Below are 24,334 nucleotides of genomic sequence, written 5' to 3'. Positions count from 1 at the left end.
CTAATTCCTCCATACCGCCTACTCCTGCAGCTTCGACACCTGCTCAATCAGTGCATCCACGCCCCGCTCCACCGTATAAGGCCCATTGTTCCAGTTGTCGCGTGAGACGTTGATAATCCGGTTGTTCTTCACCGCAGGTATGCTCTGATAGACCGGCTCCTTGAACAGCTCCCGCATGGCAGCCAGCTCTTCATCGGTCATCTGCGTGAAAAAGTAATCCGCCGGCTTGTCCACCAGCATCTCCATTGACAGTACCGTTCCCCCGTCAGCATACTGCTTGAATTGTTCAGGCATGGTAAAGCCGAAATCCTGATAGATCAGCTTGCCTAAGGTGCCACCCTCGCCTCCAAGCAGCACTTCCCCTTTATGGATTACGAAGGAGATGGCGGTAGTACCTTCATCAAGCTTCACATTGATGGTATCCCGGATGCCTTGCAGCTTCTTATCAAATGCGGCAATCCACTTCTCCGCTTCGTCCTGCTTGCCCATAATCTCGCCCATGGTCCGTAGTGTGTTCACCACATCCGGGTCACCGCCCCAGGCTACTGCTACGGTCGGAGCAATCTTCTCATACGTCTCAATGACATCCTGCCCCAGATAATCCGGTATAATAATCAGATCGGGCATCAATGCAGAGATCGCTTCCACACTGCCTACGCCTGCTCCGACATTCTCCACATCTGCCATCTCTTCCTTGTATTGATCCAGTGTCTCCTGGTTGACACCTGCCGGCTTCAGTCCAAGCGGAAGCATATACCCGCCGTATGCGAGTGCCACAACCTGCGCGGGCTCCGCCGGAATCTCTACCTTTCTGCCGAAGCCATCAGTAAATACCTTATTGGGCTTGTCTTCAGCAGCATTCATATCTCCGCCCCCGCAGCCTGCAAGCATCACAGACAAGCTGATCAAGAGGGATATCGCAAACATGGGCTTATGGCTAACTTTCAAATCATTCACACTCCATCTTCTGTATTGATAATGATTATCATCGATATCAATATAGCGTGCTTCCTTACGGGGAGCAATGAACGATTCCGGCATTTCTTTGGTAGGATTTGAACCTTTCAGAAGCGGGGCGTGCATTTTGAACTGTGCCGGAGTCTCTCTGAACACCTTTTTGAACAGTCTGCTAAAATAATAGAAATCCGTATATCCCACACGTTCAGCCACATCGCGGATCGGCGCATCTGTCCCGGCCAGCAGGCTTCTGGCGTGCTGCATCCGGGTCCGGCTCACATATTCCATTGGGCTGCAGTGATACTTGCGCTTAAACACCCTCACCAAATGATGGGTGCTGTAATGAAACAACTCCGCCATTGTGCTCATGGACAGGGCCTGGTGATAGAATTCCCTGATATAACGGGCGATCTGCTCAGCCAGATCTGTCTCCGGCTCCTGCTCCCCCGCCAGCGCAAGCTGACGGAATTGCTCGGCTACGAACTGATAGAACAGCCCGGTCACCTGCATCCGTTCCAGCTCTCCGCCGCTCTTCCATAGCTGATGCATACGCTCCAGCAGGGACAGAATCACCCATGGGTCTCTCCCCTGGAAGGTATATTTTTGCTGAAAAGGACTAGGTCTGTCCCCTCCCGCTTCTGTGAAGGGAGTGTCTGTCCACGGTTTGTACAGGATGAGATAATAGTCGAATGTCTGCTCCAGACATGCAATTTCCAGAACGGCTCCCTTCCCGCCATGAATAACATGCGCATACTCTGGAGTGTGCCCGTCCCCGTCGAACCGAACCTCAGCCTCCCCCTGATTGGTGAGTACAAACACACTTGACGGAAAAACGTACCTTAGCTGCTCTCCCGGCCTCATGTTTACATGACGGATATCCATGATTCTAACCGGTACATGGTTCCATGCCCGAATGCTGTCTTCCTGTCCAAGTCTCACATCAACTTCCCCCTGGCTATCCGTTCACTGTACATTTCTATTATTATAATTGATAACCATTATCAGTTACAACAATGTAGCTCTGCAAATAGGATCTGTCTGCCAAGTGAGCTATAATAAATTCCATGAAATTAAGCTGCACATAGCAGAAAGGCGGTGCAACAAATGAACGATAAGAATAGCCTCCCGCCTTCGAAAGCCTTTGGAGAGCTAGATCAGATGTGGTTCAGGCTTCGGAGTATTATGCATGGCCGTAATCCAGGGGGAGAGTGGCCGCTGCGGCTGCAATTTGTGGAATCGTACATGCTGCTAATTCCCATTGCGGGCCAGGGCTCCATCACGGTGGACGGTAAATACTGCGAGCTGAAGGCGGGATGTGTGTTCGTCTGTCTGCCGGGGCAATTAATCGAGGCTTCAATGGAGGACACAGCTGAACAAAGTGTTTACACCCTGCGGTTTGATGTGTATAGCCAGCATAGTATATCAGAAGAACAGCAACCTACCCGCCCGGCGGAGCTTCATCTCCCCTTCCCTCTGAGCGGAAACATAGCCATTCAGTCAACGATTACATACAGCAAACTTTGTGAGTTGATCAGCGGTTATATGGGAAGCCCGGCCCCCTTGCAGCGTCTGCTTGCCCAGAGCCGGTTCTATGAGCTGCTGCACAGTCTGCTGAGCAGTGCCGGACAAATGCAGCCCACCGATACCGATACTGCCATGGAGCGGGCTAAGCTCTATATAGAGCAGCATTACCGTGAAGAGCTGTCCATCAGTCTGCTTGCTGCTGAAGCAGGCACCAGCGTCAGGCATTTCATCCGGCTATTCAAGCAGACCTATGGTCTCAGCGCAATCGAGTACTTGACCGAATACCGGATCAGACAAGCCAGGAGCCTGATGCTTCCGCAGACGAATTATGAGCTGAAGGATATTGCGGCTTATGTGGGTTACAAGGATGTTCCTTACTTCCGGCGCAAATTCAAGCAGATTACCGGGGTCGCACCGGCCACCTTCATGCGCAATGCCAAGCTCAAAATCGCAGTTTGTCATGGCAGCCTCACCGGGGCGCTGCTGACCCTGAATATTATTCCCTGCGCGGCTCCTGCGGACCATCCCTGGGCTGAATATTACCGGCGAAAATATGAGACGGATGCGGTGCTGCCGCTTGCCCGGGAGGATACTCTATGGATAGAGCAGCTTACTCTTCTCCGTCCTGATTACATTCTCGGGCTGGAGACTTCGGTAAGCCGGTGGATGCTCCCGCAGCTCCAGGCAATTGCTCCCACGTTCCTCGTGTCTCCGCTCCAGACGGATTGGCGCTCGCAATTACACTTCATTGGAGAATGCGTGGGCAGGGCGCCGGAAGCAGCGGCATGGCTGAATAACTATGAGCGTAAGGCCAAGAGCATCCGGGTAAAATTGGGCCAAGGACCCGCTATGGGCAAGCTGCTCCTTGTCCGTATATCCGCTCAATCCATCACCGTGCTGTCTACCCGAAGCTTAGCTGAGGTGTTCTACGATGATCTGCATTTTATCCCGGCGTCCGTTGTGGACCGTAAGCTAAGTAATCAGACCATAACCCCGGAGGAGCTATGGTCGTCAGATGCGGACAAGCTGCTGTTCATTGTGGATGAGGATGCTGCTTCGCAGGCCGTCTGGTCTAAATTCCGGGACAGAGCGTCCTTGCTGCCCCCTGATCCCGCATGGTTTTCACGTATTGGCCACCTCCCTCCCTACCCTTGGACAGAGTATAACTCGTTCACCCAAGAGCTGGCTCTCGACTCCGCACTGACACTCTGGCGTAATCGGACATGAAATATTGGCGTGATAGTCAATAGTCGAATCAGACGGATTGTTTTATACTCCTAACAGTGATATTGATTCTCACTCTCAGGTGAGAAGACAGGTATTGATACTCAGGAGGTTATTGAAGATATGCGACAGATGAGACAAAGAATGGTGTTCTGCATGGCGATAGCGTTGATATTGGTAATGACAGCTTGCTCTAACAACAGTGGACAGGCCAAGGTAGCCGCAGACTCCGAAGCTGATTACCGGACAGTCAACAGTGAGAAAGGCGAGATTAAGATCCCTGCCCACCCGGCCAGAGTGATTGGATTGTCTGTGGTCTACCCGGAATTCCTGCAGGCCTTAGGCGTTACTCCCGTTGCTGTGCAGAACTACCAGGAGGAGTTCCCAACCTATCTGCAGGAGCCGTTCAAGGATACGCTGAAGATGGGCATTGCCCAGACCCCGAATTTCGAAATGATCCTCTCTGCCAATCCCGATCTGATCCTCGCTCCTACATGGTGGTCGGCTAAGGATTACGACCAGTTGTCGGGGATCGCTCCGACGGTTCTGCTGCCGCAGCGCGATGACTGGCGCGATGAGCTGAAGGATATCGCCGGAGTGCTCGGCAAGACGGAGCTTGCAGAGAAGGTAATCAAGGATCTGGAGGCTCAGGAAGCAGAAGCCAAGCAGAAGCTGGATGACCTGGTGGGTAATGAAACGGTGATGTACATGATGGTTATGCCGGGCAGCTTCGTTCTTTACGGAGATCAGATTGACCGCGGAAAATTCCTTCACACTACGCTTGGGCTGGAGATGATCCCGAATTTCCCGGCTAAAGATCCTTCCTTATCGATCTCGCTGGAGAAGCTGCCGGAGTATAATCCCGATCACATCTTCCTCCAGTTGAATAACGAGGATGATGCCGGGGTGAAGAAAACCTATGACGATCTGCTGAAGAGTCCATTATGGAAGAACATGACTGCGGTCAAAAAGAATCAGGTCTACACCATGGCCGGCAAGGACTGGTTCAACTTGGGGATGTCTCCAATGGCTAACCGTTATGCGGTGGATGCGGTGCTTCAGGCCTTTGAAGGCAACTCCAAATAAAGGGGGACTTCAGATGGGTGACACTGACAGACTCCAGGGGGCTGAGCGTTACTACATCCGCCCCGAAGCTGTTGAGAACGCAGTGGCTACTATACCGCTGACCGAATTATGCAGCCCTGCACAAGCTGAATATCTGCTTACCACTTATGCTTCCATGCTCGGGACAGAGGATAAGCGTATCGCTGCAGCCATCTTCTGCACATGGGTCGCCGGGATCTGCGGAGCCAAATACGCACTGCTCGCAGCCGCAGACCCGCTGGCTCATGCCTTGCGGCTGAATAACCTGTCTGTGCAGCTCATCCGCACGGAGGGGTATCCCGAATTCGCCTTTCTTATCCACGATCAGGGAAATGGGACCTATGACCAGGATGGGGATGGAAAAGAATTATCCGGCGAGCTTGGCATGTTCTACAGCAGCGTTGTCCGACCGGTTATTGCCGCGCTTGCCGAGGCTTCACAGACCAAAGCGGTGATGCTGTGGAAGCATGTCTATAATCAGTTGTATACTTTTATCGAAGAGGATGCTCTTGACGCTCCCAGTGAATGCCATCGCAACCTGATCCACGGGCAATTCCAAGCTGCCCTCTGGGAGCTGACACCGGAGGTATTCGGACTTCGCAGCAATCCGCTGCGGATCACCCCGAAATTCAGAACGGACCCCGACCCGCCGCACCATACGATATCTGTTAAGGCAACCTGCTGTCTGGCTTATAAGCTCAGAGCGGATCATGGCTATTGCGGCGGATGCCCCATCATTTAACCTGACACTACTCTTATAAAATTCCACACCGGATTGGGATCATTTTCCCATCCGGTTTTTTTCATGAAAATCAACCTGCTTCACTCTACAAGAACATCCGCCAAATTCCGACATATTACCTAAGAGCCTTTGCTCTAATACGTATCCGGGAGATGACCTATGTCACTGCTCATTCAAAAACGGCCAGTCCGTTCAACCAGCATTGCCAACACATTGGCCATTGTACTGCTCGTCATTATTCTTGTCGTCTTCTCGATTCTGGGTACCTTCTTCTATTCCAGCACCCGAAGCATTCTGGTCAGCCAGCAAGAGTCGATGCTGATGACCAAGACGCAGGGAATTGTCAGCCAATTCGATGCTTTGTTTAAGGAGAAGGGCTCACTGGTCAAACAAATGGCTACCAACTCGATTTTCCAAAAATATATTGAGAGCACTACACCAGAGCAAATCACCACCTCCCCCCACGCCGCAGAAGCACTCGCTACACTGGCGGACATTGTAAAGTCAGAGCCCTCCTTCGCCGATGCCTGGGTGGCCGGGTTATCCGGGAAGGGATATTTTCTCCAAAATGACGGTCTGACCTCTAAATCAGACTTCGATATCCGCGCCCGCCCCTACTTCAAGCCCGTATCCGAATCCAAGGGTCTCTATTATTCTGAACCTTACGCCGACGTCATTAGCGGCAAAATGCTGATGGGCATTTTCTATCCGATTCTGAATGAGAGCAGCCAAATGATCGGCTTCATTGCCGCAGATATTGCCTTCGACGACATCCCGCAAATCATGCAGAGCTATTCCTTGGGAAGCACCGGGTTCTCCATTCTGGCTACCCGCTCAGGCGATATTCTCTACCACCCGGATAAAGCCAAAGTGCTGAAGGAGAAAATTACAGACAGTCCTGGCGATCTCGGGGCCATCGGCAAAAAAATGATTAACGGCGAATCTGGCGTATCGCTCATTGATGATAATGGTGCCCCCCGTTATATCGGCTATGCCACCAGCAAGGATACCGGATGGTCTGTAGGCTTAACCATTACCCGGCAAGAGGCGCTTAGCGAACTGACATCCTTCACCCGGACGACCATCACCGGTTTTGCTGTCGCCGCTTTGGTCCTGGTGTTCATCTGTTATCTCACACTGCGCTACCTGTTACGTTCCATTCCAAAACTGCTGGCCGCTATCAAACGGATTGCAGACGGAGACCTGACTGTTCAGCTGAGTGACGCCTCTCGCAATGAAATCGGACAGATTGCTCATGGCATCGCGGGCATGGTCCAGAAGATTCAGGGCATGATTCAGGTGATCCATAATACGACTCAGGTGTTGGCCCAATCCTCCCACAACCTGCAAGCCATCTCTACCAAAACTGCGATAACCATGAACGAAACGGCTACGGCCATCAATGAAATTGCGAATGCTACCAACTACCAGTCCGCTGAATCCGAGAGCATTCTTCACAAAACCGGTGCATTGTCGGATCAAATTGACGAAATTACCAGTGATGCCCAGACTGTAGGAACCATGGTGCAGAACTCAGCAGAGCTCAGCAGTTCCGGTCTTGACTTGGTGGAGCAGCTCTCCAAAGCTGCAGAAGACAATCACCGATCTACACAGGCGATGTCATCGCTCATTGAGGATATTGATCTGAGCCGTCATGAGATTTCGGGTATTGTAGGCACAGTGAATCAAATAGCGACGCAGACCAATCTGCTCGCCCTTAATGCTTCCATTGAAGCGGCGCGCGCAGGTGAGCATGGCAGAGGGTTCGCCGTGGTGGCCGGTGAAGTACGTAAGCTTGCCGAGCAAACAGCCCGCGCTACCGAGGAAATTTACAAGAAGGTCAGCGCCATTGAAGAAAAAACAAGTCTGTCCGTAGAACACACTACGCTTAACCTTACGATTGCGGAGGAGAATGCCAAATCTGTCGAGAATGCGAAGCAGGTCTTCTTCAGCTTGAACAGCGACCTGGAGGAGCTTAAGGTACGGATGCTGCAGATCAGCAATAACACTTCGATTGTCCACAAGCACAAGGATGAGATTCTGCAGGCGATTGAGGTCATCTCGTCCACTACCGAGGAGAATTCCGCCTCCACTGAAGAGGTTAGCGCCAACACGCAAGAACAGCTAGGCAGTATTGAGCAGGTCGCTGAACTGTCCAGAGAGCTGAGCGAAATCTCGCAGAAGCTGGAGGAAGAGCTGAGGCAGTTCAAGCTGGAGTAGCGGAATATGCCAAAACAACGCCAAGTGGACGTCCCACTTGGCGTTGTTTTTATCATTCGGAGGCATATGCTCGGCTCGGTCCTATTTTAACATATATTTGCTTATGGTCTTAGGCGCATAGCTCCTCGTAATGTACAGCTCGCCGCCTCCCGCATAAATGTAATTATGCCCGGTTTCGTAGTCATGCCAGCTTGTGGAGAGATGATATTTAATCTGCAGGTTGGCCGGGTCCAGCACATAGAAATCTTCCTTCGCTATATCTCCCTCAAAGGTCTCAAGATCAATCACAGCCGGACGCTCCTGCCATTGGTACTGCTTCTCGACCGTAATCTCACCCGATGGCGTTATCCTGTAGTACCATTCGCGGTTCCCGGCTTCACCGATCTGCTGCTTGCCAAGCAATTGGTTGTCTTTGCTGTACAGTCTGTAGACGTTGTCGCTCTTAATCAGGTAGTTGTTTCCTGTCGTATTGATTTGATCCGCTTTGTTCAAGGGACGGACCCACTTCTTGATGCCCCCCGCATCATAGCCAAGTAGCAGCCATGTATCCCTACTACTCATCTGGATCAGGAAAGACCCGCCGCTGAGCAGCTGCACCTGGAAGTAAGGATCGCTCAACGCTTTGGGAGCAGTGTAGGCAGCCAGCGGTTTCGTCAGAGCGCCCAGGCTCCGGTATACGCTAACTTTATTTTTATCGTACTCAGTATGCACCACATACCCGTTTGGAAGCACTTCTAGCATCCCTGCGGCCCATTTGCCGGTCAGCTTAAGCTTGCGTACCTCCTTCCCGTCCTGATTGTACTCGGTGATACCACGAGAAGCTACATTGCCGCTAACCAAGGTTAGAATCACAATATTCCCGTTATCCAGCACCACCGGCGAATAGGACCCGGTTATGGTTTTGGTCCATTTCCGTTTGCCGTTCGGATCAACAACGGTAAGATCATAGGGTTTGCCGCCCCACATTTTATAGAAATAGCTGTAGCCGTTACTGGCCGTAAAGAAACGATGGGCGGTAAACGGCTTGTCGTTGGCCATGTCGGAGTAGTCATAGACCCAGTTGTTAGAACCGTAAACGCGGTCAATGGATGCGTACAGCATACCGGAAGACTTCGTCTTGGCTGGTGAGACGGTGACTGTCTTGACCATTGGAACGAATAACCGCTTGCTGCTCTGTAAGCTGTCTATGGTGCCCCAGAAGGTTTGGCCCTCCGGCAGCGTATAGCTCCATTCCGGCTTGGGGAGCTGTTCAATGACTTTTGCTGCCGATGAGCGCCCGGGAAGCAGTACCTGTGCCGCCAGCAGAAGCGCAAATGCTCCTGTGAAGATTTTGAGTCGAATTGAATTCATACTTCTATCCCTCTTTGTCTATGTATTAATGTTCCAACCTGAATTATTATATGACCACGCAGACAATAAGGACAGGTTATAAATGGATGCTATCTAACAGGTGTGCCCGGCAGCATTCCCGTCGGGTTTGCCAGTACCCGGGCTGTCCATTACAATGACAGTAAAGAGGCTGATAATGCCGATTCCCGGGAGGAGAGGATGATATGGTAGCATGGGACCGTGCCGGGTGGGGGCAATTAACGGTAGAAGAGAAGCAAACCGCGATGCAAGAGCTGATTAAGCGGTTGCCCGCCGGCTTCAAATGGCTGCGGTTAGAGAGGTTCGAACGTTACGGCCAGTCACTGGAAACAGGGGTATTCAAGTACGAGGGCAGTGAATATGTGTACGTGCCTGGCGGCTCGGTGACCCTGGGCCGTTCAGAGTTACATATGTATGCGGAGATGTCTCCCGTCCGCGAAGCTGTGATCGGGCCATTGCTCGTGCAGCGCCAGCCTGCTTCGGCAGGCTGGTATGAGTGTCCGCTGGACCGGCTGGACCCGGAAGAGGACGAGGATGTCCTTCAGGCTATCGAGGAATTCCGGCAGGGGCCGCACACCAGCTATGAGTACTCCCAGTATTTCCGGCTGGAACGGGAAGGTGATCAGGTCGTAGTGTTCCTGTTCGACGACAGCGAATCGTTCGAGGAATGGTCCGAAGCGGAGCTGCCAGAGGGCTTCGCCCTGCCGACTGAGGATGAATGGGAGTATCTGTACGGCGCAGGCGCCCGGACGCTGTTCCCATGGGGTGACGAGATTGACGAATCCATGCGTCTCAGGCATGTATCCCGAGCAGCTGAGGGCAATACTTCCGACCCGTATCCGCTGGAGCAGCCGAATGGGTTTGGGCTATGTTTCCCCGGCGATCCCTATAAGAAGGAACTGGTCCTCACTGAGGGCGGCATCACAGGTAAAGGCGGCGACGGCGGCTGCAATCTGCACGGCGGCCAGGGCGTTGCTCTCGGGTATCTCCCAACCGCCACTGCTTTCCGCGACCCTTATGAGAGCGAGCTGGAATGGGAGGATCTGCTGGATTGCCTGGTGTACCGGCGGGTTGTGAGGCTGTAGGCCATTCGCTCAAACACTGTCAAAGGAGGCACACAAGCTATGGAAATTCAATTAAGCGGCATGTGCGGAAATTCACCGAAGAACAAGCTGGCTGAGGATTTAGCAGTTGCTCTTATTACTGGAGATACCAAGACATTAAGCCATCTGCTTACCGACAATTCTACTGTAGAACTTGTAGGCAGTGAACATTATCCGTTATCTGCCGTTCTCCAGAAGTCAGCATCAGTTCCAGAGCTCACTGCGCTGACGATTGAACACGCCATCTCCCACGGCAAAATCGCTGCTGTGAGCGGTAATTGGGTGACTCGCAGCGGAATTCGTTTCTCCTTCAGCGATCACTATACTTTCGCTACGACCAAGGGCACTGAAGTGACTGCTGCAAGCTGTTACCGGATCAAGCTGCCTTGACATGAAGTTTATTCACAGCGAAAAGCCGCCCGCTTCGCTAACGCGAATTCCGGACGGCTTTTTCCATTATATTAGTTAGTATAAACACAACTTTTCTCGCTGTCGGTTTCACACACCCTGCGATACAAGCTCTCTCTGCGCGGAAGCTGCTCCATCCGTGTCCGAATCCGGGCTCTTATCCAGTTCCTCCACACGCGCCACATTCAGTTCCTGCTCATTCTGATGAAGCTCCTTGACCATATTCCTGTAGATATGGGCTTCTTGACGGTCCAGCCCGTCACGATTCTCTTTCATGATCCAGGTTTCCACGGTTCGCTTGAGAATTTCCCCTTTTCGTTCCAACAGTTTCGTATAAGTCAACGTTTCTTCATTCCCTTCCTGATGCTTAGAGTTCATACGCCGGGGTACGCTCAAATATGACTTCCGGCGTAACGTCTACTATTATACGGGAAAGAACCGGCTCACCCAATGCGGAGCAGCCGGGCTTACACAGGGTGAGCCGTACTGAGCTTAGAAGAGACTAACTCAGCAGACAGGGTTCGTAAACATTCGGACGGATGCTCCCATATACGGCAGGATATCATTAGAATAGCACCACGTACACCTTGCTCAGTCGGCCCGCACACCTCGCTCTGGCGCATTGTATTTGCGAATTGAAGGAACGTCTGGCCAGGGGAGATCTGTGGACGGATGAATATTCAGCTGAACTGGCGAATGTTCAGACCCGGGCAGCCGAGCTGGTGCAGCATCAGCATCCGCTGCCCCCGCATCTCCTGCAGAATGACAAATAAACTAAGCGCATAGCGGAAAATACAATACCGAACAACCTGTGTCAAACGATGCAGGCTCTTCGTGTTGAAGAGATTTTCCAGCAGGTGCTAGAATAAAAAGTCGTTTCCACTCGAATTCTGTCAGGAAATTAGCTTATAATGATCACACTGCGGCTTGACCGAGGATGGAACAGGACCAAGCAATCCAGAATAACCCCAAGGAGGAAGTCCATTGTATAAGGTGCTGATTGTAGATGATGAAGTTTTTGTGCGGAAGGGCTTGATCCGGATCTTAAGCGAATGCTCGCCGCAATTCGAAATTTGCGGTGAAGCCGAGAATGGGGAGCAAGCGCTTACCCTGATTGAACAATTGAACCCGGAGCTGGTGATTGCCGATATCCGTATGCCAGTGCTGGACGGGCTGGAACTGATCAAGAAAGTGAAGACGGAGCTTGTGCAGGAGCCGATTTTTATTATTTTGAGCGGATATGCCGACTTCTCCTATGCCCAGCAAGCCTTCCGGTACAATGTGTCCGATTATATCCTCAAGCCGGTTGACGAACAGGAGCTTGCGGTTGCGCTCAGCAAAATCGCCCATATACTGAACAAGAAACAGCTCCTCTCCATTACCCGTGAAAAGCCTCTGGTTGAGACGGTCATCGAAAGCCTGCTGCAGACAGAACCTGATGATCAGGTCATGGGGCGGATCGCCTACGCGCTGGAGCTTCCTCTCACCTCTTCCTATACGTATCTCATCGCAGAAATGCAGGATCAGCTCCCCGCCGGAGAAGTCGATTACCTGCCTGCACTGAAGGACTCGCTGCTGCGTTATTTCCGCCAAGAGGCTCAGACTCTGCTCCTTCATGTACGCACTAACAATCAATACGGGGTGATCGTGCCCGGCCATTGGGCCGATGATCCTAATCCATCCCCGTGGGGAGGCTACCGCACAATGCTGGATGCACTGGAGCGGGAGCTTGGAACAAGCATCGCTTTGTTCGTTGGCCGGACGGTAAGCCATCTCAAGCAGATTGCAGACTCCGGGACCAGTGCCGAGCAATGCCTCCAGTACCGTTTTGCCGCCGGCTTCGAAGGCATTTATATGGCGGACGAGCTGCTGGAGCTGCCCTTATACTATTTCGACATCGATGAAGGATTGCACAGCAAGCTGATTTACGAGGTCGAAGCCAATGACAACAAGGGTTACAGCTCAACTGTGGACGCTATCTTCACCCTGTTCCAAGAGCGCCACTTCGCCCCCGGAGCGGTGACGAACACGATCCGGCGCAGCATGATTGCCATCATTAATATTATCCGGCAGCTCGAAGGTGACGAGAATACGCTGCAATGGATGCATGAGCTGCTCAACTGGCCGCTGAAGTACCGAAATCTGAATCAGCTGAAGCAGATATTCCAGCAGTTTATCGCCGAAGCCGCAGAATATATCGCAGAGAAGCGCGGCGGCAAGAGCGAGGGCAATATTGAAAAAATCAAAAAATACATCGACGGGCATTACCGTGAAAATATCTACCTCAAGGGTATTGCCGCCGATTTCGATATGAACCCTGTCTATCTTGGACAGTTATTCCGCAAAACCTACGGAGTGTATTTCAATGAATACCTGCTGACCCTGCGGATTGAGGAGGCCAAACGCCTGCTGCGGCAAACCAAGAAGCGGATGTACGAAATCGCGGAGCTGGTCGGCTTCCAGAATGCGGATTATTTTGCCACCCAGTTTGAAAAGCTTGAGAATATGACGCCAACCGATTATCGCAATATGATGATTGGGCAGTAAATAAGGAGGCTCCCTGCCGTGTTCAACTTCCGTCTGAATCATATGAAGCTTAGAAGCAAGCTGATTGTCATCTACATTGTATGCGTGTTCATCCCGATCATCCTGACCAATGTAATGTTCTATCAGGTGACCACCGCCAATATCAAGAATCAGAAGACCGCGGATGCCGAGCAGGCGATGAATCTGCTGCAGGCTGAGCTGAGGACCGTCATTGAAGATGCTGCAGGCATGTCCTACCTCTACTCTATTGACCGGCAGCTGATCCAGCATCTGAATACCACCTATGCTTCAACAGACCGCTATGTGGAGTCGCTGAACGCCATATCGAATCTGTTCAACCGGACCGACAAAGAGAACAAGGTGCTGAGCTCCTCGGTGATTATGACCGACAATCCAACCGTTCTGGCCTCAGCCCATATCATTAAGCTGGAGGACAGCATGCGCGAGCAGGACTGGTATAAGCAGATCAGTAAGTTCAGCAACACTCACCCTCATCTCTATGTAACGCCCGACAGCATCAGCGTGATCCAGCGCCTTACCGACCGCAGGCTGGAGACCTACGAGCATGTGCTCAAAATTGACCTGAACATGAACTATATCCGGCAGATTCTGGATTTATCCAGCTTCAGCGGTGATTTCTATATTCTTGACCCGTCGGGCCAGGCCCGCTTCGGCCGTCTCTCCAGCGGTCAGCCCAGCGGGCTGATTACTGCGGCGCATACCCTGACCCCAACTGAGATTCCCAAGCCTAAGCAGGCCATTGTAATCGACAAAACCTACCAGAATAACCGCTATCTAAGCGGCTGGTCGATTTACGGCGTCCTGGATGAGACCCTTATTTTGTCTGACGTCAGACAATCCGGGCAATTTATCCTCTGGTTCGCCGGTATTAACTTCCTGGTTCCTACCATCGTAATTATGATCATGTCCCGTTCTATTCACACGCGTATTAAGAACATTCTGAGGCATATGAAGTCTGTAAAAGACAAAAACTTCGGACTCATCCCCTACCACCTGGAGCGGGATGAGATTGGCGAGCTTACCGTTGAGTTCAACCGGATGAGTAAACGCATTGAGAACCTGATCAATGATGTATATGTTGCAGAAATACAGAAGAAGGAGCTGGAACTCCGGCAGCGGCAGGCCCAGCTGCATGCGCTGCACAGTCAGATCAACCCTCATTTCCTGTTCAATGCGCTGGAGACGATCCGGATGCGCAGTATGATGAAGGGTGAGACCCAGACGGCGCGGACGATTCAGAACATGGCGAAAATTTTCCGCAAATCAATCACATGGAAGAGCAGCTTCGTTACGATCCGCGAGGAGCTGGAATTAATCGAGAGCTTCCTGGAGATTCAGAAATACCGCTTCGACAACAAGCTTGAATATCACATCGAGGTAGACCAGTCGCTGCTGAACATTGAAATTCCGAAGATGGCCTTCCTTCCGTATGTGGAGAACGCCAGTATTCACGGAATTGAGAATATAGCCGGCATCGGGTATATCAATATCCAGATCGCCCAGGAGAACGGGCAGATTGTCTTCGTCATTGCAGATAACGGCGTGGGCATGGACCAGGAGAAAATCAGTGAGCTTATGCATTATCTGGACGATGAGACCGCCATGGGGGATTCAATCGGGATGAAGAATGTAATCACCCGGCTGAGGATCACCTACGGGGAATCGTTCACCTTCTCCATCACGAGCGAGCCCGGAGCGGGAACCCGCATTTTGCTGCGGTTGCCTCTGGATAACAAATAATAAATATAGGGTATACCTTAATTATTCAAAGACTGATCTAAGGTTTGCCCTGTAACAAAGTTAAACGCTTTCTTTTATAATGAGGATGTTCAATAGCACAAAGTAAAGAAAGGGGATATGAAATGCGTACAAAGAAATGGATGCAAACCGGACTGGCTGCTGTTATGGCTTCAGCCCTCCTCATTGCCGGCTGCTCGGGCGGCAACAACGGGAACAAGAACAGTGCCAGCGGCAACGACGGCGAGGTAAGCACTGAGCCGGTAACGTTCACTTACTTCGGCTTCGGAGCCAACAAGGATACCATGGCCAGTGATACCACCATCGGTAAGAAGCTTCAGGAACAGACAGGCGTAGACTGGAAAATGGAATATGTAGTTGGCGATGGAAGCACCAAGTCCGGGGTTATGATTGCCGGAGGCGATTATCCTGATGTCATCTCTCCAGTCGGCGAGCTCGCCAAGCTGCTCGATGCCGGTGCATACATTCCGCTCAATGATCTGATTGAGAAGTATGGCCCTAACATCAAGCGTGTCTACGGCGATTATATGAACAAGATCACCAATGAAGACGGCAACATCTATATCCTTCCCTTCACTGCAAATGTAAACGGATACTTATCGCCGCCAGATCCAAGCAGTACCTTCTGGATGCAGAGACGCGTCCTTAAGGAATTCGGTTACCCGGAAGTGAAAACGCTTGACCAGTACTTTGACCTGATTGAGAAATACCAAGCTAAGTACCCTAAGGTGGATGGTAAAGACACCATCGGCTTCGCTACTTTCGCCGGTACAGCCGGTGAATTCTTCACCATCACCAACCAGCCTATGCATCTGGCCGGTTATCCGAATGAAGGCGCCGTCCTGGTGGACATGGAGTCTCATGAAGCCAAGCTGTACCAGGGAACCGAAGATGAGAAGCGCTGGCTGGCTAAATTGAACGAAATGAACGGCAAGGGTCTGGTTGACCCTGAGACGTTCACAGCGAACAAAGACCAGTATCTGGCGAAGCTGACCTCCGGCCGTGTACTCGGATATGTCAACTATTCCTGGCAGATCAACGACGCCACGAACAATCTGAGATCCGCCGGTAACGACGATCTGCGTTACGTTGCCCTTCCTATCGTATTTGACGAAGGCATTAAAGATGCTTATGTTGATCCTCCGTCCTTCGTTAACAACCGCGGGCTGGGTATCTCTGTCAGCGCAAAAGATCCGGTCCGCATCATCAAGTATTTTGACAACCTGCTGACCGATGAGAACCAGAAGCTTGTCGAGTGGGGCATTGAAGGCGAAACTTACACTAAGAACGCTGAAGGCCGTATGGTGATGAGCGAAGAACAGCTGACAAACCGCAACGACAATGATTTCAAACGTAAATTCGGCTTCGCTTATTTCGATTATGAATGGCCGCGTTATGGCGACAATTCCGTGTATGATGACGGCAACGCCCACGTTCCGTTCAACCAGCCGGAAGTTGCAGCGATCAACTACACAGATGGCGACAAAACACTGCTGGAGAAATACAACCTGAAGACCTTCTCCGACTTCTATGCCGAGCCGGTAGAGCGTCCATGGTACCCTGCCTGGAGTATTGAGAAAGAACCGGGCTCCCCTGAGCAGCTCTTCAGCCAGAGAGCCGGCGATTTGCAGCAGAAGTACTATCCTCGTATGGTGCTTGCTGCCCCTGGCCAATTTGAAAAGGTCTGGAGTGAATACCTGGCCGAATACAACAAGCTCGATGCTAAGGGCTACGAAGAATTCATGACTAACAAGATCAAGGACCGCATCGACGGCAAATGGTAAGCGTCCGCTTCCCAGATGCAGCATGATGAACCGGGAAAAGTGAAGCCTGCCTTCACTTTTCCCTTCTACACTTGTTAGCAAAGAGAGAATATGGAGCTTGGAAAGGGGACGGTACAGGTGGGAAAAACCGCTGTGCAGTTGGCAAAATCGAATAATACCGGTACTTCGCGCTTCAAAACCTTTTTTAAAGAGCTATCTAAACAGAAAATGCTGATGCTGATGTCATTGCCCTTTCTGTTATGGGTGATTATATTCAAATACCTCCCGCTATGGGGATGGACGATTGCTTTTCAGAAATTCAAGCCAGCCAAGGATCTGTTCGACCAGAAGTGGGTCGGCTGGGACAATTTCAAATTCCTGTTCCAGGAACAGCAGTTCTATCGCGTCCTTCGTAATACTCTGGTTATGAGCTCCATTAACCTGGTTCTCGGATTTGTAACGGCCATCGTACTGGCCCTACTGCTGAATGAGCTGCGCAATGTGTTCTTCAAACGCACCGTGCAGACGATCAGTTACCTGCCTTACTTCATTTCCTGGGTCGTAGCGGCCAATATTGTACAGATGGCACTGGCACCGGAAGGGATCATCAATGTGCTGCTGGTCAAAGCGCAGCTTATTGATCATCCAATTCTGTGGCTGGGCGAAGGCAAGTACTTCTGGGGAATACTCGGGGTTACGGAAGTCTGGAAGAATGTCGGCTGGAATACCATCATCTATCTGGCAGCCATCACCTCCATCGACCCTTCTCAATATGAAGCGGCTGAGATTGACGGGGCATCCCGTCTGCAAAGAATGTTCTATATTACCCTGCCGGGTATCAAGCCGGTTATCGTTCTGATTCTGATCATGAACCTGGGCCATATTCTGGAGTCCGGCTTCGAGGCACAGTACCTGTTAGGTAACGGGATGAACCTCGACTACTCGGAGAATCTGGATATCTTCGTACTGAAGTACGGGATGCAGATGAACAACTTCGGGCTTGCCACCGCAGCGGGTATGTTCAAGACGCTGGTCAGCTTCATCTTCTTGATCGCAGCCAATAATATCGCCAAGCGTATGGGCGAAAGCAGATTGTACTAGAAAGGAGGACACAAGTAATGGCTAAATCCAAAACCAATTCATACCGGAATTCATCGCTTGGTGACCGAATCTTCGATATATGCAATACGATCTTCATGATTCTCTTGGTCATTGTTACCCTCTATCCGTTCCTGAATATGTTTGCTCTATCGTTCAATGAAGCGAATGACTCTGTCCGCGGTGATATTTATATCTGGCCTCGTGAATGGACACTGCGCAACTTCGAGTATGTATTCAGTGAATCCAACATCTTCTTTTCAACGTTTGTCTCTGCAGCACGGACGGTAATCGGCACTGTGGTCTCCGTATTCTGTACAGCGATGCTGGCCTATACGGTAAGCCGTCCGGAATATAAGCTGAAGAAGTTTGTGTCCGTCACGTTTATTTTCACCATGTACTTCAGCGGCGGTCTGATTCCAGGCTACCTGCTGATCAAAGAGCTGAACATGCTGAACAGCTTCTGGGTCTATATCATTCCGGGCATCATCGGCGTATTTAATATGATCGTCATCCGCTCCTTCATTGAGGCACTGCCTGAGGGACTGATGGAATCGGCCAAAATCGACGGCGCAGGCGACTTCATCACCTTCTCGCGCATTGTGCTTCCGCTGACCGTTCCGGCGCTGGCTACTGTCTCCCTGTTCGTAGCGGTCTATCAGTGGAATTCCTGGTTTGACGTCTTCCTGTACAACTCCTCCACGCCAAGCCTGAGTACGCTGCAATACGAGCTGATGAAGATGCTGTCAACATCCAACACCGCGATGTCCAGTTCCTCGGCAGCCGATGCCTTTGCGAACGCGCAGGGCAACAAATCGACCGTTACACCGACCTCTATCCGTGCTACGATGACTATTGTGGCCAGTGTGCCGATTATCATCGTCTATCCGTTCCTGCAGAAGTATTTCGTCAAAGGGATGGTTGTCGGCGGGGTCAAAGGTTAAGTCTTACGATCCAATGAATACTATTAAAATAAACAAGCGATCCTCCGGGGGCTGTCCGCCTTCTGAAGGGTCGCTTGTTTTTAATTGCAAGCCCTAATTCATTAGATCCTTGAACGTGGTAGCGAATCAGTTACGCACCTCGAACGAATTACTATACGGTAATGTCCCCGCACCAGCGAGTGATTCCTTCATTTATGGTTTGCATTGGATTTGGAGCGGATAGAGGAATCGCCCAGGCAATATGTCCATCCGGCCGAATAAGCGCCGTGTGGACGTCGTTCCAATCCGCGTCAGCCTCAGCCAAAGAGGCATGTACAACTTGAAGGTTGCTAAACGTTTCCCATTGACAGCTATTCTGTTCATTAGGATGGAAATGCAGCAGAAGAAAAGTACCTTTTTGTAGTAACGGATAGGAGTTAATCAATTGCCCGTCTTTCAGCTTTAAGCTTAGATCCTTGAAACGTTTCCCATTTAAAGGATGGGGAGGCGCTTCGGCGTCTGGAGCATAAAGTACATCCATTGCGGAAACTTGTGCGGCGATCTGATAATTTGCTTCCGGTATTTGAATCAGTTTAGCTAACATACTTCGAAGTTCCGTGATAGGGGGAGTCACATCCAGAAGCAGGGTTTGGACCTCGGTATTCCGGAGCAAGGTTGTATTCCATGGAAAGCGTTCGGCATGATAACTGTCCAATAGCCAGTCCGGAGCCCAGCCTTTGATTGCTCCTGCAAGCTTCCAGCCTAAGTTCATCGCTTCTTGTAAGCCGACATTCATTCCCTGTCCACCAGCGGGAAAATGAATGTGCGCCGAATCTCCCGCCAAGAACAATCGACCATTCCGATAGCGTCCAGCTTGCCGCGTCGCATTTCCGAAACGGGACATCCATTTCACATCGTTCAATCCCAGATCGCTTCCGGTTGTACGGATGAGCGATGAACGAAACTCTTCCAATGTAACGGGCTCATCCTTAGAGATGTTACGTCTCTCCATATCGATCATCAAGACCCGATACAGATGATCATTGATCGGCATGATGCTGACCAATCCTTTTTCTGTAATCCGGGATATGACACTCATAGGAGCCAAATCAGATAGAACGGCATCCCCCAGAATCGCCGTGAAGGTCGCATCTGAACCTTCAAATGATATATTTGCATGCTTGCGAACCAAACTTCTGGCTCCATCCGTACCTACCACATAAGCTGATCTTAACGTTGTTTCTGCATGAGGTCCTGCGACCTTAACGTCAACCCCATCCTCATCCTGGTGTACAGATAGAGCCTCAACCTCTCTCCAGACCTCTGCGCCAAGGCTAAGCGCCCATTCCTCCAACACCTTCTCCGTCTCACTCTGCGGTAAAAAGAGAGTGTGATTGGAAGAAGAATTCAACACCGTGAAATCCAAAGGAGTTTCTAATCCGGCGAAATGTCCTCTCGAAAGTAAGCGGCCTTGACTGATTAATTGTGATTTCAGTCCACGCATATCTAATATTTCAAGAGTTCGAGGATGTACGGTAAGCGCACGTGAATAAGGAGTTGTCTCTTTTAATCGCTCAATGACGCAGACCTTTACACCGGCTAATGCCAATTCCCCGGCCAGCATCATGCCGACAGGTCCGCCACCGATCAGGATGACTTCATATTTCATATCAAAAGCCTCTTTTCTTAAACATTATGGGAAGATCACGATAGCGTCTATTTCGATAAGCCATTCAGGATCGGCTAGTGCTTGAACGCCTATATAGGTACTTGCTGTCTTCGGCCAGTGAGGGCCAAACACATGAAATCCTGCCTCAAAAATAATCGGAATCATTTCCGGGTTGTGGTTTACAACAAAAATATTCATTTTTACAATGTACAAGGGATCCGCTCGCACGGCTTCCAATGCATACTTAAGGTTGGTGAACACTTGAATCGCTTGCGCGTAATAGTCCCCTGAACCGACCAATGATCCTGTTTCATCTACAGAAACCTGACCTGAGATGAAGGCCAATTGGGAGGCAGTAGTTACCACGACATGAGAAATTACAGATGTAAACTTATCCGTCAAGGTCTTCGGATTTACGACCTCCATAGGCAGGTATGCTCCATTTCCCTATTTATAAATTCCCTCTTGAAAAGTGGACAAGTATTCCCGGCAAACCTCCTTCATCAATTATTGTTTCGTTAGAACCTTTTTTATCGCCCGTTAAAACAAGGGTGATGAAAATTATATACAATTTTAGTTTCATTCGAAACAATATCATTTTACTTGGTTACTCTTTATCATGTCAACCCCAATCCCAATATGGGTATTCCGTATGTTTCTCAGAGAACAATCTATGATATAATAAAACAAATAAGTCGAGGAGCCAGCATAATGATGGATACTGCCAGTAAAAACAAAACTGCCATTCATGAATTTTTCGTTCAGTTTCTTGAGCAAAAAGAGCAATATGAAACCCGAATAACTGCCACATACCTGAAGGATATCCGGAAGCATATTGAATCAGAATTCAGCTTGAATATGACGGAACTGCACACCATTGCGTGCATCGGAGAGCAGGAGCCGATCAATCTCACTTCCATCGCGGAGAGAATCAATTTAAGTAAAGGAAATACCTCCAAGATCGCAAATAAATTACTAAAGGCAGGTTGGGTGCGAAAAGCCCAGTTCAACGACAACAAAAAGGAAGTGTATTTTCGGCTAACGCCTATCGGCAAAAAGCTATTTGCTGCTCATGATGAGCTTCATGTGAAGGAAAAGCAAAGAATGTACGAGTTTTTGGAAAGATATAAAGAAAGCGAGCTCGAATTTATTAAACAGCTGTTTGGAGATATGGTGGACTTCTATCGCTAACGAACCCAATAAATTGTACATAGGTTAGACATCAATAATAATTGGGGATACAGTTCAAGTGAGAGGCTGCTTTTAATCGTAACAGGGGTCATCCTGCCGGTCGACGGCGGACTGAGTGCCTAAAGGCTGCTTCCACTCCCCTTTCCTATTCAGCTAACTCTCGTCTCTTGGGCTTATAATCCATACATTGGTAAACCGAAACAGGAATGGATTATAATATACAGTAAAGTAGCCCGATGAGGTTCATATTAGCAGTTGGGAGAACAGGGAGAGACTATGACTATGAATATAGCTGCTAGATTCGTGCAACGTTTCAGAGATTACGATAACCGGAATATGCTTAGTGTCTACCGGGACAAAACGGAGCAAATCCGCAAACGCAATTTGCAGACTTGGGATGACACCAAGCTTCAGGAGGAGTCCCTCCGGCTCCGGCACGCTGCCCAATCCGGCATAGCTCTGGAAGAGCTGCTTGTCGATGCCTATTCATTAGTCTGCGAGGCTGCCTCAAGAACCCTCGGATTACAGCCTTATGATGTCCAGATCATGGCTGCTATCGCCCTGCACGAGCGAATGCTGATTGAGCAGCACACGGGTGAAGGCAAAACCCTCTCAGCCGTAATGCCGGCCTATCTGAATGCGCTGACCGGCAAAGGCGTGCATGTGCTGACCTTCAATGATTATTTGGCCCGGCGGGATGCACTGTGGATGGGTCCCATCTACCGCTTCCTGGGACTATCGGTGGATTCGGTTCAAGCGGGCATGAGTCTGAGCGAGAAACGGGCGGCCTACAGGAGCGATATCACCTATGTTACGGCAAAAGAAGCCGGGTTCGACTACTTGCGGGACACCATTGCGCTCACGGAAGCCGCTACGGTACACCGCCCTTTCCACTATGTCATCGTGGACGAAGCTGATTCCCTGCTGCTTGATGAAGCGCGGGTACCGCTTGTAATCAGTGGCGAATCCGAGGTCAGTCATAGCGACGGCATGCGATACGCAGATCTGGCCCGGCTGCTGCTGGCTGGAGAGCATTACGATTATGACGAATTCCAACGGAACGTATACCTGAACGATGCTGGTGCTGCCAAGGTGGAGGAGCTGCTGGGATGCGGTAATCTCTACGATAGCCGGAACAGTCAGCTGCTAACCTCACTGAATTGTGCGCTGCATGTGGAGACCTTATTAACGAAGGACATTGATTACATTGTCCGTGGCGGTGCTATTGAGCTGATCGAAGAATATACGGGACGCGTGGCCGAGAACCGGTATTTGCCGGACGGCCTGCAAGCCGCACTGACTGCCAAAGAAGGACTGAAATGGACCGCAGGCGGGAAAATTCTCGGTACAATCACTATTCAACACTTCATTAGCCTATATCCGGAAATCTGCGGAATGACCGCTACAGCCTGCGCCTCGGCTATGGAATTCAAGGATATCTATGCTCTGCAGGTGGTGGAGATTCCGCCGAATCAGCCGAACATCCGGGTAGATCACCCTCACCGGATTTACACACACAAGGATGTCAAATATCAGGCGCTCGTGCAGGACATCTCCTCTATTCACAGGGAGGGACGTCCCATACTGATTGGGACCGCAAGCGTCGAGGAATCGGACATGCTGGCTGCGGAGCTTGCGGCTGCCGGTGTTCCCGTTCAGGTACTGAATGCGAAGAATGATGCTGAGGAAGCGGATATCATCGCCAGAGCCGGAGAACTCGGCGCCGTAACGGTCTCAACGAATATGGCGGGTCGCGGTGTCGATATCCGGCTCGGCGGCGGTGACCCGGTACAGGCCGACGCTGTCGCCCGGCTCGGCGGGTTATATGTCATTGGCACCCATGTGAATGAGAGCGTGCGGATTGACAATCAGCTTCGCGGGCGTTCCGGCCGCCAGGGCGACCCGGGGGCTTCTGTCTTCTATGTCAGTCTGGAAGACGATTTGATGCGCCGCTTCAGCTCCCCAACCCCAGCCCATGCGCTCAGACAGCAGGAAGCTATTGCAGGGCCTTCGCTTGGCCGGAAGATCGCAAGTATTCAGCAAATTGTAATGAGCCAGAACTTCGATATCCATAACGAGCTGAACCGTTATTCGGATATGATCGAGGACCAGCGGCGGATTCTCTACACAGAGCGGCTCAGCATACTGCTGGGCGAGCAGAGGGTGAGCCCTGCGGAACAGCGGGTACGGCTGTTCTATATCGATGAATGCTGGGCTGACCATCTGGCCTTCGTCTCCTATCTCCGCGAAGGCATTCACCTGGAGAGCATCGCCAGCCGCAGCCCGATCGATGAATTTCATACGCAGATTACCGGAGCATTCGATCAGATTCCGGATAAGATCGAACGTGCGGCAGAGGCTATGCTGATCAGGCTCGGCGGGTCCAATGATCCGGCTGAATGGGAACGGCTGGGACTGAGGAGCCCTGCTTCCACCCGGACTTATATCATCAACGACCAATATCTCCAGAATAAGCGCAGCTCATGGACGGGAACGACAGTGGTGGCTTTTTGGCTTCGTCCAATTGCTCAGAAGCTGCTATCCCCCTTCATTAAGCAGCCGAAATATTAATAGAACCTTTATTATAGTAATAGAAACGGCTATGCCGTCCTTAAGAGGATAGCGTAGCCGTTTCTAGTTTGTACAGAAATTGAAAGGTATTCTACCGATACCCCACGAGCAAATGATCACCGCACTTGTGGGGCTTAGTAAGA

Annotated in this window: 19 protein-coding genes; 13 read left to right on the top strand and 6 right to left on the bottom strand. The window is 50.8% G+C overall.

Going from position 1 to position 24,334, the window contains the following annotated elements:
- Positions 1–18 precede the first annotated feature (18 nt).
- Positions 19–1,896 carry an ABC transporter substrate-binding protein gene (locus tag NSS83_RS01200; RefSeq protein ID WP_341347515.1) on the bottom strand — a complete coding sequence of 626 codons (1,878 nt, stop codon included), beginning with the start codon at positions 1,894–1,896 and terminating at the stop codon, positions 19–21.
- Between the two features lie 165 nt (positions 1,897–2,061).
- On the opposite strand from NSS83_RS01200, the gene NSS83_RS01195 reads away from it, so the two are divergent.
- From NSS83_RS01195 to NSS83_RS01180, 4 genes are all read left to right on the top strand, one after another.
- Positions 2,062–3,708, top strand: coding sequence for a helix-turn-helix domain-containing protein (locus NSS83_RS01195; RefSeq protein ID WP_341347514.1), 1,647 nt, complete (start codon positions 2,062–2,064; stop codon positions 3,706–3,708).
- Positions 3,709–3,828: 120 nt separating this feature from the next.
- Positions 3,829–4,791, top strand: coding sequence for an ABC transporter substrate-binding protein (locus tag NSS83_RS01190; protein ID WP_341347513.1), 963 nt, complete (start codon positions 3,829–3,831; stop codon positions 4,789–4,791).
- A 13-nt stretch (positions 4,792–4,804) separates the two neighbouring features.
- Positions 4,805–5,551 carry a (2Fe-2S)-binding protein gene (locus NSS83_RS01185; RefSeq protein ID WP_341347512.1) on the top strand — a complete coding sequence of 249 codons (747 nt, stop codon included), beginning with the start codon at positions 4,805–4,807 and terminating at the stop codon, positions 5,549–5,551.
- Between the two features lie 159 nt (positions 5,552–5,710).
- A complete protein-coding gene (locus NSS83_RS01180) occupies positions 5,711–7,771 on the top strand; it encodes a methyl-accepting chemotaxis protein (protein WP_341347511.1) in 2,061 nt (686 codons plus the stop codon).
- A gap of 81 nt (positions 7,772–7,852) precedes the next feature.
- Here NSS83_RS01180 and NSS83_RS01175 read toward each other — a convergent pair whose 3' ends face one another.
- Complete coding sequence (locus tag NSS83_RS01175) at positions 7,853–9,121, bottom strand: hypothetical protein (RefSeq protein WP_341347510.1); 1,269 nt, start codon at positions 9,119–9,121, stop codon at positions 7,853–7,855.
- A 203-nt stretch (positions 9,122–9,324) separates the two neighbouring features.
- Between NSS83_RS01175 and NSS83_RS01170 the strand changes: the two genes are divergently transcribed.
- Together NSS83_RS01170 and NSS83_RS01165 are read left to right on the top strand one after the other, a co-directional pair.
- Positions 9,325–10,224, top strand: coding sequence for an SUMF1/EgtB/PvdO family nonheme iron enzyme (locus NSS83_RS01170; protein ID WP_341186145.1), 900 nt, complete (start codon positions 9,325–9,327; stop codon positions 10,222–10,224).
- Between the two features lie 39 nt (positions 10,225–10,263).
- Positions 10,264–10,632 (top strand): hypothetical protein, encoded by a 369-nt coding sequence (locus tag NSS83_RS01165; RefSeq protein WP_341186146.1) that lies wholly within the window; start codon positions 10,264–10,266, stop codon positions 10,630–10,632.
- Between the two features lie 108 nt (positions 10,633–10,740).
- Here the strand turns inward: NSS83_RS01165 and NSS83_RS01160 are convergent, their stop codons facing one another.
- Both NSS83_RS01160 and NSS83_RS01155 read right to left on the bottom strand, forming a co-directional pair.
- Entirely contained in the window at positions 10,741–10,926 is a 186-nt protein-coding gene (locus NSS83_RS01160; protein WP_341186147.1) for a hypothetical protein, read from the bottom strand.
- A gap of 404 nt (positions 10,927–11,330) precedes the next feature.
- The gene (locus NSS83_RS01155) at positions 11,331–11,468 is read right to left on the bottom strand and encodes a hypothetical protein (protein WP_341347509.1); all 138 of its coding nucleotides are present in this window, start codon (positions 11,466–11,468) and stop codon (positions 11,331–11,333) included.
- A 175-nt stretch (positions 11,469–11,643) separates the two neighbouring features.
- Between NSS83_RS01155 and NSS83_RS01150 the strand changes: the two genes are divergently transcribed.
- The 5 genes from NSS83_RS01150 (at position 11,644) to NSS83_RS01130 (ending at position 18,781) form a co-directional block, all read left to right on the top strand.
- Positions 11,644–13,197: a response regulator gene (locus NSS83_RS01150; RefSeq protein WP_341186818.1), complete on the top strand. Its 1,554-nt coding sequence runs from the start codon at positions 11,644–11,646 to the stop codon at positions 13,195–13,197.
- A gap of 18 nt (positions 13,198–13,215) precedes the next feature.
- On the top strand, positions 13,216–14,958 hold the full coding sequence (locus tag NSS83_RS01145) for a sensor histidine kinase (RefSeq protein ID WP_341347508.1): 1,743 nt from the start codon (positions 13,216–13,218) through the stop codon (positions 14,956–14,958).
- 122 nt (positions 14,959–15,080) lie between these two features.
- On the top strand, positions 15,081–16,760 hold the full coding sequence (locus NSS83_RS01140) for an ABC transporter substrate-binding protein (RefSeq protein ID WP_341186150.1): 1,680 nt from the start codon (positions 15,081–15,083) through the stop codon (positions 16,758–16,760).
- Between the two features lie 117 nt (positions 16,761–16,877).
- Positions 16,878–17,840: an ABC transporter permease subunit gene (locus NSS83_RS01135; RefSeq protein WP_051493410.1), complete on the top strand. Its 963-nt coding sequence runs from the start codon at positions 16,878–16,880 to the stop codon at positions 17,838–17,840.
- Between the two features lie 17 nt (positions 17,841–17,857).
- Positions 17,858–18,781, top strand: a complete 924-nt coding sequence (locus NSS83_RS01130; RefSeq protein WP_036694305.1) for a carbohydrate ABC transporter permease — start codon at positions 17,858–17,860, stop codon at positions 18,779–18,781.
- A gap of 151 nt (positions 18,782–18,932) precedes the next feature.
- Here the strand turns inward: NSS83_RS01130 and NSS83_RS01125 are convergent, their stop codons facing one another.
- Positions 18,933–20,429 carry a monooxygenase gene (locus NSS83_RS01125; protein ID WP_341186151.1) on the bottom strand — a complete coding sequence of 499 codons (1,497 nt, stop codon included), beginning with the start codon at positions 20,427–20,429 and terminating at the stop codon, positions 18,933–18,935.
- 24 nt (positions 20,430–20,453) lie between these two features.
- Positions 20,454–20,855, bottom strand: a complete 402-nt coding sequence (locus tag NSS83_RS01120) for a RidA family protein (RefSeq protein WP_341186152.1) — start codon at positions 20,853–20,855, stop codon at positions 20,454–20,456.
- Positions 20,856–21,140: 285 nt separating this feature from the next.
- Between NSS83_RS01120 and NSS83_RS01115 the strand changes: the two genes are divergently transcribed.
- Together NSS83_RS01115 and NSS83_RS01110 are read left to right on the top strand one after the other, a co-directional pair.
- On the top strand, positions 21,141–21,620 hold the full coding sequence (locus NSS83_RS01115) for a MarR family transcriptional regulator (protein WP_341186153.1): 480 nt from the start codon (positions 21,141–21,143) through the stop codon (positions 21,618–21,620).
- A 282-nt stretch (positions 21,621–21,902) separates the two neighbouring features.
- Positions 21,903–24,191, top strand: a complete 2,289-nt coding sequence (locus NSS83_RS01110; protein WP_341347507.1) for a DEAD/DEAH box helicase — start codon at positions 21,903–21,905, stop codon at positions 24,189–24,191.
- Positions 24,192–24,334 lie beyond the last annotated feature (143 nt).

This window comes from Paenibacillus sp. FSL H3-0469 (assembly GCF_038051945.1).
Lineage (GTDB): Bacteria > Bacillota > Bacilli > Paenibacillales > Paenibacillaceae > Paenibacillus_AQ.
Note: the sequence above shows the minus strand (reverse complement) of the source record. Positions and strands in the feature narration are given on the sequence as shown.